Origin of the sequence: Leminorella grimontii ATCC 33999 = DSM 5078 (genome assembly GCF_000439085.1) — a bacterium.
Lineage (GTDB): Bacteria > Pseudomonadota > Gammaproteobacteria > Enterobacterales > Enterobacteriaceae > Leminorella > Leminorella grimontii.
This window is the reverse complement of the sequence record NZ_KE392226.1, coordinates 1-13,037: the sequence shown is the minus strand read 5'-3', so window position 1 is coordinate 13,037 and position 13,037 is coordinate 1. Positions and strand designations below refer to the sequence as shown.

Sequence of the window (13,037 nt, the reverse complement as noted above, 5' to 3'; positions counted from 1 at the left end):
CGACCCCACGCGCCGTTCGCCGAGCGGCTAACGTCGTCGCCGATGCGCTCGTGACGAGTGCCAATCGCGTCAAAGCCGTACTGTTCGTTCAGGTAAGGCGCAGCAACGTAGTTGGCCACTTCCGGACGATACAGCACCACGCCCTCGCCTTCCCCTTCTGCGCTCGGATCTTCTGACGTCTGCAAATAAGAGCGAAGATACCAGTCGTCAACGTCGCTTTCACCGCCCTGATAGAGCAGATATTCGTAAGCGCCCGCGCTAACCCTGTTGCCCAGCTTAAAGCTGCCGGTGGCGTCGCCGTCGATAGCGACGACCTGAATGCCGTCCCCTTCGGTCAATGCGCCCAGGCCGCCGGCCTGGTTAATCACCAGCGTATGGTCGCCGCTGGCGTCTCCGGTCACGTGGATTTTATCGCTTTGCGCATTGGCGCCGCCTTCGTTAAGCACGGTGTTTAATACGAAGGTCGTATTATCGCCAGCCAGAGAACCAAGCTTTAACGTCTTGAATACGCCAGCGTCAGGCGTATTGAAAACGACGGTAGAATTGACGCCTTTGAACACGCCCACGCTGGAATCCCCGCTCAGGTTCCATTGGCTGTTGCTCATGTTCAACACCGTTACGTTATCGGCCGCGCCGTTGAGCACGGACGCATTTTTCAGCGTCACGTCCGCCGTACTGTCGGAAAACACGACCAGATCGCCGTTTAGCGTGGAAGAATCGGCAACCAGCGTGCTGGTTGAATTATTTTGCACCGTCATGACGGTCCCACTGCCGCCGGTGACCGTGCTGCCGATCAGGTCAACGTAACCAACGGTGTCATACATAAATATACCGTCGGACTGTGCGCTGCTGACGCTGCTGTTTTGCAGCGTCGCGCGCTGCTCTCCGCTGCTACCGCTGATGAACATAAGCCCTACGGCATCTTCACCTTTTGTCGTCACCCGCAGGTTGTTCGCGTTTACGATAGGGGAAAAAGAGCCGCCTAAGTGAATGGCGTCAGACGAATCCCCTTCAGTCGACACGCTGCTGTCCGCAATGTTGACTACGCCGGCATTTACGAGAATACCGTTGGAAAAATCGCTAAGGGTGGTCAGTTCAACGCTTGATACCGACAGCTCGCTGCCAGACATGATAATCCCCATTCCACCATCGCTATTCCCACTCTTAATCACCGAGTTTTTGATCGTAGCGTTGCTGCCTAAATCAACGTTTACACCGACGCCGTTGACGCCATCGATAAAAATATTGACGTCTTCCAGCATCATAGTGGAATCGACACCCTCAACGCCTCTTGCGCCATACCCTACGGAAGAAATCTGCGTTCCTTTGATATCCAGCGCAGACAGCTTAGCCGAAATTCCCGCCACGTAGTCGTCCGCACTGACGGAAATCGCTCCGCCAGTCAGATTAATCGTGGCTTCTTTAGCAACAATACCGCTGCTGTCGGATGAGATGTCGGTATTTACAGCGTTCAGCGTTCCTCCGTCTCGAACGACCAAGCCGCGAACAAAGTTACCGTGAGCCTCGATAGTTGCGCCGTTTGCATTCACAACGGATCCGGCGCCCTCTACGGTGATGGCGCCTTCATCATCACCGATAGAAGCGGGAATAACGAGGTCTCCGGAAGACAGCGTCAGCGTTTGGCCCGCGCCGACGACTATCTGAGTATCGTAGTCCGTCGCCGCGTTGGCATTCGTTGAGTAAAAAGAAACGGCGCTCGCAACGGCTAAAGCCATTGCGCTATAGCGCATAAACAGGGGGAATTTATTTTTATTAGCCCCTAATCCATTAGAGACAGAGTTACCGGTTAAAGAGGGTTTTATAAAACAATGACAGGCTGCATTCATATAAACATTCCGTGTATTTGATATAGATTAAATATATCTATTGAAAATGGTAAAAAGCACTAAAAGCCAATAAACCAGACCTTTAGCTACGAGCTTATGATAAAAATAAATTATTGAACTGAGATTTAAACATCCGCTATTTCCAAAATCCGTTTTTACTACGCCATTAGATTTAAGCGTCAACCAGTTAATTAATAAAAGATTATCAACAGCACGGCCCTTGCTATATACCTATTATCGCGCCTTCTGCATGTGCTGACCTATACAGCCGCAGATAACATACTTAATAATAGTTATAGCTGTAAGTACAATATATTAATGTAAGCATTTCCAAACTTCTCCTACCAAATATGTATATGTCTAATAGTAGACACATTTAACGAAGGATATGTATTGAATTTTATTAATATTGTTAAATAAATGAGTTTTTTATGATCGAAAAAAGAAAAACTAGCGCTACTCATTTTTAATTATGACCAATTATAAATAAGCAATTAAATGTTGTTTATAAAATATACACAATAAAAAGCCGCCCTAATAAAGGCGGCCCTTAGAAACGACGCTTACTTTACTCTCGCCCGTGCCTCTCTAAAATCCTCGCTAAATCGGCAGCGGTTTCCAAATCCAGCCACTCCGCGGCCGGAACCTCTTTTTTCACTCGCCGCTCCACCTCCATCATAATGCTGGCGAAGGTGACGCTGTCGAGGCCCGGCTTTAGCCCTTCAAGGGTGCTGTCTGCTTCAATACGGTCAACGGGGACCGACAGACAGCCGGACAGGATTGTTTTACTTTGCTGTAAATAGTCCATCTCAGAGCGTCTCCTCATCGTAATGGATAATCATAAATTGATTGGCCAAATAGGCCTCTTTTGCCTGCGCGCGCGCCAGCTTGCCGGAAGCGGTAAGCGGCAGCCGGTCGGCGATGAATATCACCTCGGCGGTAACTCCGGTCGCCTGCGCCAGCGCCTTTTTTATCGCCAGAGCAATCCGCCGCAGTGCCGCTTTATCCTGCGCAACCTCTGGTGAAACGCAGACCAGCGTAGCAAGCCGCTCCTGAAGGCCATCGTGCAGGCCGATAGCCGCCGCGTTGCCGGCGCCGATGTTCGGCTGGGCCTGCAATACCGCCCATTCGACGTCCTGTGCCCAAACGTTGCGGCCGCGGACGATAATCACGTCCTTTTCTCTGCCGCTGATGTACAAAAGCCTCTGCGACAGATAGCCCAAATCGCCGGTATACATAAAGCCTTCGCCGTCGAAGGTTATGCGCTCGCGATCGTCAATATAGGACGTCACGACGCTTGGGCCCTTCACCCATATCTGGCCAACCTGGCGTTCCGGTAGCCTCTTCCCGCCTTCGGCGTCCGTGATTTTAATCTCGAAACCGGGCAGCGCCCGACCGCAGGAAACGAGCGTCTTGCTCCTGTCGTCGTCCGGTGAATCAATGGCTGTCGGCGCGTCAAGATCGGACGCCGTCACCGCCAGCGTCGTCTCCGTCAGTCCATAGCACGGTAAAAACGCCTGGGTCTTAAAACCCGATGGCGCAAAGCTGGCGGAAAAGGTCGACAGCACCTCGGCGCTAATAGCATCGCCGCCGATGCCCGCCACCCTCAGCGATGAGAGGTCCAGACTGGGCTTGCTCTCACTTTCGGCATACTTTTTCATTGCCAGCTGATAGCCAAAGGCCGGAGAAAAGGTGATAGCCGTCCTGTGTTTGCTCATCAGTTCAAGCCAAACCAGCGGATTTTGCACAAAGTGTTCCGCGCTCAGGCAGTCAACCGAACGCTGACCGTAAACCGAGGCCAGCATAAAGCCCACCAGCCCCATGTTATGGTGAAACGGCAGCCAGTTAAACGAGCGGTCTTCAGGGCGAAGCTGCATGCCATAGCGGAGAACGGCGTGAATATTCGCCTCCAGATGGCGCTGGCTCAGCAGTACGCCTTTGGGCCGCGAGGTAGAGCCTGAAGAAAACTGAACGTAGGCCGGGTCGCCTGCTCCCAGCGGCGACAGTTCGGACGCCTCCGGCTGGTGAAGCAATGTAGCTTCAGCCAGCATGCGCTCGCTTACCAAAAGCGGTTTGGCGATATGCTGCCCAAGCGCGTCGGCAACGTTTTTTGAGCACATCACCGCCTTCGCGTCGGCGTTATCAAGCCAAAGGCTGAGCTTCTCGGCGTAGGCCGCCATGCCGCCCGGATTCAGGCTAAACGCCATGGGGCAAGGAATAAGCCCCGCATACTGACAGGCAAAGAACAGGATCGGAAAGTCGGGCGTCGTTTCCGCTATCAACGCCACGCGATCGTAGCGGGCGAATCCCTGCTGCTTGAGGTACAGGCCTGCCCGCATCGACTCCCGCCACAGGCGACGATAGTCAAGAACGGCGGTCAGCTGGCCTGCGGCGTTAAAAAAGTTAAACCCGGCTTCGCCCTGGGCCGCGTAGGCCAGCGCGTCAGTTGCCGTTGGAAAATCGCCGTGGCGAATTGGAATGCTGTTTACCGTCGGCGTAACGGTTAGCATGGCCGTCATTCGCCGACCTCAGGTTGGAAAGAGGAGAAAATCAGTATATCGACGCGATCGCCGTTCGGCGCCTGGCATTCTCCCTTCAGCGTGGCTTCCAGCACAAAGCGAGGATTTTTTACAAAGCAGAACAGCATACGCCTGTTTCTGGCCAGAATGCGCGCCACCACCTTATACAGGTCTCGATAGGTGTAGAAATGGTCAAGCAGAGCGTCAATCGTCGCCCACAGCACTGTTTTACCCACGTAGCCCGGTTCGCCAACGCCGGCGGTAATGTTGCCGACCCGATGCGTCAGGTTGACGTCGATGGTATAAAAACCCACCAGCCTATTGCCGTTTTGCTTATCAAAAATGCCGATAAAGTAGTTGTGCAAATTATCAAACCGAGCGATGTACTCGGCCAACTGCGCGTGGGTAAAGTTGAGAGGCGGAAGATTCAGCCCTTCCATCATCTCTGAGCCGTTCATCCATGCCAGAAATGAAGCCGATACGTCGCTCGGGGTCAGGCTGCGTAAAAGAAATCCATTTGTTTCAATAAAGACCGGCACTCCCGCCAGACTGGATGCCCGTTGAGTCATAGGATTTTCCCGTTTTGTTCTAGCCTCAGTGCAAAATATCCGCGAGGTTTTGCAACGCCGCGGACAGTTTTTACAACACGTTGTATAGGTTATCAAAAACGCCAGTTAAAATAGATTTTTGCGCCGTGATCCTCGGTACTGTTGCCGATATTGCCGTTATACGTCACGCCGATGTCGACAGATGGCGTAGTCTCAATCTGTGCGCCGACTTCCAGTACGGCCACGTCCCTGCTTACTGACGTGCCGATAACCTCGAAGCCTTTCCCACCGATAAAGCTCATTTTCGTCGTTGACGTAACGTCATTATAGGCGTGGCGCCAGCCGACCTTGCTCCAGAGCTTCGCATTTTGGCCGTTATCTAACGCATAGGCCTTCGACGCGCGCAGGCCCAGGGTAGTGAAAAACGTGTCCATGCTGTCGCTGGCGCCCTGCAGCCTTGCTTTACCGCCGCGTTCGGTGAAACCGTCAGTTTCAACGTGTACGTAAGCGGCGCCGGCATACGGCTCCAGTGCCAGACCGTCTTTCATTTCAAACAGATAGCGACCTTCGGCAAACATCTGAGAGGTTGAGGCGTTATAGTCAGCGCTAGGGCTGTCTTCTAGCTTCTGAAGCCTTACGCTGCGCTCGGTGGAAACGTCGTGCCACGTATAGCCTACACCAGTATGCAGATTAACGTTGCCCCACTGTCCTTTAGTATAGGCGCCGACGTGATAATCATAGCGATCGGCCGACGAGGCGCGCTCTGAAACGCGAACGTTCGCTTTACCGTAGCCGCCTGCAAGCCCCAACGTCCAGGTTTCGTTCAGCGACCGGTCGACGCCCAAAATAACGCCCGCGATATCGCGCTTCATCTGCGCAGCGCTGTCGCTGTTGTCAAAGGAGCCCCATGAGGTATAGATATGCCCCCACGCGCCGGTTCCTACGGCTGGATCCCGCAGGCGGTTATTGACCGCCTCGCGCAGGAAGCGGCTGTCCTCCAGCATGGCGCTCTTGGCCGACGAGTGAACCTCGCCGGAAAGCTGGTTCAGCGCATTTTTTGCGGATTCTTTATCTGGCTGAGAAATGATTTCATCCACGATGTCGCCGCCGTCCTCTTCATCGACGCCGCCGCCGACGCTACACTCGTTTGAGGTCATGCCGTCCATGCAGATGTCCTGCTCATTGCGCGTCACTACCAGATAGGCGTTATTCGCATCGTATTCATAGTCCATATCGACGTAGGGCCGCGCGGTAAGCGTACCGAACTCGCCGCTCACGCCGCCCGTTGCGCTAAGAATATGCCAGCGGCTGTTAGGCACGTACAGCACCTGATCACCGCCCGCGACGGCAAGCACGTTCGCGCCGCCAAGCGTGGCGAGGCCGTCAACCTGAATACGATCCGAGCGATAGGTATTTACCGTTTCGCCGTCGGCATTCTGCGTTGAATAGTCGAGGTCGGTCGTCAGGTTAGTGACGTAAATCGCTCCCGACGTCATGGTGAGATCGCCTGCGACAGTGAGCGTTTCAGGCGTAACGGTATTGAACGCGCCCGGAGAAATCGCCCCCCCGCGCTCAACGGTCGTCGAACCGACGGAACCGATGCCGGCCAGCGTGCCGCTGCCGGAAACGGATACCGTACCGCCCAGAACGTTGTTAACTTCCAGCGTGCCGCCGCTAATCAGCGTTTTGCCGGTAAAGGCGCTGCGATCCGTATTAAAAACGGTCACGCCGTTCACCTGCTTAATCGTGCCCTGCCCCTGCGCGCTGCTGACGACGTCGAGGTCAAACTGGTACAGGCCGCTGCTGTCGGTATGGTTAAATACCAGCGTGCCGTTGCCCGCGCCCATTACGATGCTGTTAGCCTCAACGGTTCCTACCGCCTGAGCCGAGCCGTTTTCAGCGCCGCCGATATTCAGCGTGCCGACGCCGTCCGCCTGATTCCCCAGATACAGGTCGCCCAGCCGGGCGCTATCAAAGGCGATGTCGTAGTAAGAGGCATAGGTTTCGGGATCGTAGTCATAAAGGTAGTCAATCCAGCCGACGGAAACCCGCCCGCCGTTTGCCAACGTCAGACTACCGGTACCACTTTCACCGATCGACAGGTGGCCGAGGCGGTTATCCGTATTGTGGATGGAGGTCCCGCCGGAGACCAGCCACTCGCTGCCCTCGCCGGAAACCAGCACCGAGCCGGTTCCGCCGTTAACGCCAACGTAGGCGCCTATCGCGCTCGGGTCGCCGACGGTTCCCATCGTCGCCAGGCGGCCGCCGTCGGTGACCTGAACGGCGCCGACGCTGTCCGCCCCGTGGCCGACGTACAGCCCCTGGCCGAAATAGGCTCGGCTTTTGCCCGTTCCGGCGTCGCTGCTCATGGAGCCGGAAATGTTTAACGCGCCGCGCCCCTGATTGACGCCAATCACGGCGGAGGGTTCGGTATAGGGAGAATACCCCAAAGAGGAAGAGACCAGCGCCTTACCGCCGGACAGTACGTTCATCGTTCCCTGGCTGTTCAGGCCGTCTCCCAACGAGAACGCCGTCGTATAATTGCCCGAAGAGTGCCTGTCGATGACAATGCTGCTGCCGTCGACGTTCAATACGCCGCTGCCGCCGTCAACGCCGATGCGCATTTCCTGCGCTTCCAGCGTGCTGTTGGACATCGTCTGTTCAGTGGTCGTTTTTCCCTGACCGAACAGAGAAACGGTTCCCATACTGTTAAGGCCAGAACCAATCGTCAGCGTGGTAACGTCGACGCCGTAAAAGGAGCCATCGAACTTACCGTGGCTATACTCAACCAGCCCACGCCCTTCGTCAGCGCCCACGACCATATCGCCATAAAGATAGGCGCGAGCGTAATAGGCGTTATCCGTCGTTGAAATAAACTTCAGGCGTGCATCATTGCCGACGCCGTGACCAATGTAGAAACGGCCGTCGCCGGACGTGAAGTCAGGGTAAGTAGAGGCAAGCTCGAACTCAACGGTCTGACCGCCGCTGTTATGTAAATAGAGGTCGCCGTCAGCCAGTGAAGGGGGGGTTAGCGTATCCCAGTTATTAGCGTCTAAAAACTGATTATTGCCGACGGCGTTAGTCCAGTATGAATCCGCAGAAACGGAAAAAGAGGCCAGCGCGGGCAGCATGCTGACAAGAATAAGATTCTTTCTGAATGCGTTTGTCTTAAACTTTCCCTGTGTTTTCAAAATGATTCACCTTTATCCTTGGCAACGACAATAACTCACAGAAACTATTCTACAGCAATAAAACGCTTTAAGTACACATCAAAATAATAAAACAATAAAATTAAAGCGTTTTAAATAATGAAATACATTACTAATTAATTGATTTACAATAAAATATAAATCACAATAAAAAAATTAAATATGTTGCAAATGCAATAATTAGCCATAAGGCATATAAGTGAATTAGACATATGAATGTTAGCCAGATAAGCATTTATGCGATTAGTAAATCATTAAGTTATAGGTATTAAATTAACCGCTTAATTTTAAAAATTATTTTATTTTGTAGTACAAATAGCCCGTCGCCTTGCCGCTTCATTGAGAGTCATCGAACCTTGTGCGAACTCCATCTCACCCCCGGCTCAGGCTGACATTCGTCGATGAGGTACTTCTCCCTTCACACCAGCAAACCCATTCAAAAAACGCCCTATCCAGAGGAGAATAAGACAGTAAAACTATTTACTATCAAGAGCGAAAAATGGAAATAGCAAGATAGTCATCTCAATAATAAAAATAAAGAAGGTGCTCTATTGAAAAACAAACAGGAAAGTAAAATAAACCACAACCCCACAATAAGCATTATTATCCACCTTAATACCAATACACACTGCAGGGATAGTTTATAATTTTTCTTTAGACGCTATAAAATAAAATGGGATAGGTTAAATTTAAGAAACCATAACAACACGTTATAGAAAAAATAAGCATCAAGGGAAGAGAGATAGGCTCAGCCACCGCATTTTTCGCCCCATCAAGAGAGAAGAAGAGGCGCTCCATTTAAATACCAGCTTTGTATCCAACCCTATTAAATAAGAAAAAACAAGACGACCGTCTATATATTTATTCTAAAAAACCCTATAAAAAAAACAAAAAAATGAAAAATAAAACACACTTACACACCCAAAAACACGTCTATTACAACACTACCAAAACAGTATTTTAACCAATATTCATTTGCGCTTTCTTTCCTTTGCGTCTATATCATAATCAGTCATCCCACTAATACTTTCATACTATTTTTTGGAACGCCGTCGTCAGCCATGGCCGATATTCTTTTGTCTTAAAAAATCAGCGGGATAAGTAAATACGGCTACATCATGTGAATGGAGTTACGAGCGGGGTAATAACAATCAATGCACCCACTGCATAAACCAGTCAAGAGTGATACTCAATGAACCCAATATCCGTTATCTCCAAAGCAACCGGCGCTACGACCAGCGTTAACACCAGCAGCATCAGCCTGAACGGTTCCTCCGTCATCGTGCTTCACGCGCAAAAAGAGGACATCGCCGCGCTAACTCGCGTCGATAACAACCTTGTCATCACGCTCCACTCCGGTGAGAAAATCACTATCGCCAACTTCTTTGTCGCCGATGAGAAAGGAACGAGCCAGCTGGTATTGGAAGACAGCCAGGGTGCGCTGTGGTGGCTTGAAGAACCGTCAACCGGCATTCACTTTGAACCTATTTCCAGCGTTGATGAGCTTATCGCAGGCGCAGAAACGTCAGACCATATGGGCGGCGCAGTCTGGCCCTGGGTTCTGGGTGGGCTAGCCGCCGTCGGCGGCGCCATCGCGCTGGGCTCTTCGGGTGGAGGTGGCGGAGGCGGTGGAAGCGACAATGACAGCGGCAGCGCGACGCCCCCCAACAACGACGAAGAAACCAAAGACACTACTCCCCCCGGAGCACCGGGCAATCTGGTTATTTCCGTCGATGGAAAAACCGTTTCAGGCACGGCGGAGCCCGGCAGCTCCGTCACCGTTCGCGACGCCGACGGCAACGTAATAGGCACAGGCACGACGGGAGACGACGGCCAATTCACCATCGACCTCAATACCCCACAGACCAACGGCGAAACGCTGACCGCCAACGCTACCGACGCGGCAGGCAATACCGGCCCGTCGGCCAACGTCACGGCGCCGGACTCCACGCCTCCCCTGGCGCCAGTGATTACCAGCATTGTTGACGGGGTCAGCCCCGTTACGGGGACCGTTGCCAACGCTCAGTCTACGAACGACAGCCGCCCGACGCTTAACGGTACCGGTGAGGCAGGTGCGACCATCACGATTTATGACGGCAATGCGGCCATCGGCTCCACGACGGTGGCCGCAGACGGCAGCTGGAGCTTCAGGCCGAACGGCCCGCTGCCCGAAGGCAGCCACACTTTCACCGTTACGGCAACCGACCCGGCGGGAAACACCGGCGTCGCTTCCAGCGCCGTGACGATCGTCGTCGACACCGTTTTGCCAACGATTTCTAATCTTAACGTGTCAAACGACGGTACGACGGTCACGGGTGAGTCGGAGCCCCATGCGATCGTTACCGTCAAGGACGCTGGCGGCAACGTAATTGGCAGCGCGACGGCCAATGAAAGCGGCAGCTTTAGCATTACGTTGACCTCAACGCGCAGCGCGGGAGAAACGCTGGCCCTAAGCGCCGTCGACCCGGCGGGCAACCTCAGCCTCCCTACCGTCGCGCTGGTTCCTAGCGCCCAACAAATCGCCACGCCGACCATCACCGCTATTGTCGACAACGCCCTTCCTGCAACCGGCCCCATCGCCGATGGACAAGCCATCAACGACACGGCGCCGACGCTGAGCGGCCGCGCCGAAGCGGGCGCTATCGTCACTATCTACGACGGCGAAGACAACCCGATCGGCAGCACCACCGCCGATGACAGCGGCGACTGGCACTTCACTCCGGACGAACCGCTGGGCGAAGGCGAGCACGCGCTAACCGCCATCGCCACCGATGCCGAAGGCAACGAGAGCCTGACCTCAACGCCCTTTAACCTAACGGTAGACACCGTCGCCCCCGACGCCCCAACCATCACCGACGCGGTCGGCGGCGCCACCACCAGCGACACCACGCCCACCCTTAACGGCAAGGCCGAAGCGGGCGCAGTGGTCACGATTTACGACGGCGAGGACAACCCTATCGGCAGCACCACCGCCGATGACAGCGGCGACTGGCACTTCACCCCGGACGAACCGCTGGACGAAGGCGACCATACGCTGACCGCTACCGCCACCGACGCCGCGGGTAACGAAAGCCCGGCCTCGACGACTTTCGATCTGACGGTAGACACCCTCGCTCCGGATGCCCCAACCATCACCGACGCGGTCGGCGGCGCAACTACCAGCGACACCACGCCGACCCTTAACGGCAAGGCCGAAGCGGGCGCGGTGGTCACCATCTTCGACGGCGAAGACAACCCGATCGGCAGCACCACCGCCGATGACAACGGCGACTGGCACTTCACGCCGGACGAACCGCTGGGCGAAGGCGACCATACGCTAACCGCCATCGCCACCGATACGGCGGGCAACGAAAGTCCGACGTCGATCGCCTTTGACCTCACGGTAGACACCGTCGCGCCCGACGCGCCGACCATTACCGACACGGTCGGCGGTAGCACTATCAGCGATACGACACCAACGATTAGCGGCAAGGCAGAAGCCGGTGCGGTGGTCACCATCTTCGACGGCGAAGATAACCCGATCGGCAGCACCACCGCCGATGACAGCGGCGACTGGCACTTCACGCTGGACGAACCGCTGGGCGAAGGCGGGCACTCGCTGACCGCTACCGCTACCGACGCCGCCGGCAACGAAAGCTCGGCGTCGAACGCCGTGGCCTTCACGGTAGACAGCATCGCGCCCGATGCCCCCGTCATCACAGAAATCAACGACGCCATCGGCATTTTCACCGGCCCGTTGGAAGACGGCCAGTCTACCGACGATCCGCGTCCGGTAGTTAGCGGCACGGCAGAAGCCGGTAGTACCATTACTATCTACGTTAACGACATCTCGCAGGGCACCGTCACTGCGGACGAGTTTGGCGCCTGGAGCTGGCAGCCGGAGTTGGGCGCGCCGCTAAAAGAGGGTGAAAATCGACTGAACTTTACCGCCACGGACGCCGTCGGCAACGTCGGCGACCGGTCGGAGACGACAACCATCATTCTGGATACCACGCCTCCGAGCGAACCTTCCGATCTACAGGTTTCCGACAATGGCACCACGCTGACCGGAACGGCGGACCCCGGCAGCACCATCGTCGTGAGGGACGCAGGCGGCAACCCGTTAGGTTCTGGCCTCGTCGGCGAAGGCGGCAGCTTCAGCGTCACGATTGCTCCTGCGCAAACCAACGGTGAAACGCTGGTCGTACTAGCCCGTGACGACGCAGGAAACTTTAGCGATAACATAAACATTACCGCGCCAACTACCGGCCTGCCGGACGTCCCTGAAATTACCGACATTATCGACAGCGTCGGCATCCATACGGGCAACCTGAACGACGGGCAAAGCACTGACGATCGGCTGCCAGAAATCCGCGGCAAGGGCGAAGCGGGATCGACGGTGACGCTTTATGACAACGATGAGATCCTTGATACGGTCTTGGTGAATGGCGAAGGCGAATGGACGATCGTCCTGACGGACGAACTGCTCGACGGCCCGCACGCTTTTACCGTCAGTGCAACCAACGTTAACGGTACCGGGGGAACCTCCGCACCGATTACCATCGTAGTCGATACCGTCGCTCCCGACGCGCCAACCATCACCGACGCGGTCGGCGGCGCCACCACCAGCGACACCACGCCGACGATTAACGGCAAGGCCGAAGCTGGTGCTGTCGTCACCGTTTACGACGGCGAGGACAACCCTATCGGCAGCACCACCGCCGATGACAGCGGCGACTGGCACTTCACCCCGGACGAACCGCTGGATGAAGGCGACCATACGCTGACCGCTACCGCTACCGACGCGGCGGGCAACGAAAGCCCGGCCTCGACGACTTTTGACCTCACGGTAGACACTCTCGCCCCGGACGCGCCGACCATCACCGACGCGGTTGGCGGCGCTACCACCAGCGACACCACGCCGACGATTAACGG

General features: G+C 55.1%; 6 protein-coding genes. 1 reads left to right on the top strand and 5 read right to left on the bottom strand.

Annotated elements, in window-relative coordinates:
* From G544_RS21015 to G544_RS0117985, 5 genes are all read right to left on the bottom strand, one after another.
* Nucleotides 1-1,736: autotransporter outer membrane beta-barrel domain-containing protein (locus G544_RS21015; RefSeq protein ID WP_161624130.1), on the bottom strand; the 1,736-nt coding region annotated here is incomplete at its 3' end.
* Between the two features lie 679 nt (nt 1,737-2,415).
* Nucleotides 2,416-2,655, bottom strand: a complete 240-nt coding sequence (locus tag G544_RS0118000; protein ID WP_027275868.1) for an acyl carrier protein — start codon at nt 2,653-2,655, stop codon at nt 2,416-2,418.
* Between the two features lies 1 nt (nt 2,656).
* Nucleotides 2,657-4,366, bottom strand: a complete 1,710-nt coding sequence (locus G544_RS0117995; RefSeq protein ID WP_027275867.1) for an AMP-binding protein — start codon at nt 4,364-4,366, stop codon at nt 2,657-2,659.
* Nucleotides 4,363-4,935: a GNAT family N-acetyltransferase gene (locus G544_RS0117990; RefSeq protein ID WP_027275866.1), complete on the bottom strand. Its 573-nt coding sequence runs from the start codon at nt 4,933-4,935 to the stop codon at nt 4,363-4,365. Before G544_RS0117990 ends, G544_RS0117995 begins: the two co-directional genes overlap by 4 nt.
* Nucleotides 4,936-5,027: 92 nt before the next feature.
* Nucleotides 5,028-8,105, bottom strand: a complete 3,078-nt coding sequence (locus G544_RS0117985) for an autotransporter outer membrane beta-barrel domain-containing protein (RefSeq protein WP_147654617.1) — start codon at nt 8,103-8,105, stop codon at nt 5,028-5,030.
* 1,210 nt (nt 8,106-9,315) lie between these two features.
* Between G544_RS0117985 and G544_RS22275 the strand changes: the two genes are divergently transcribed.
* Nucleotides 9,316-13,037, top strand: a 3,722-nt coding sequence (locus tag G544_RS22275) for an Ig-like domain repeat protein (protein ID WP_027275864.1), incomplete at its 3' end; no start/stop codon positions are given.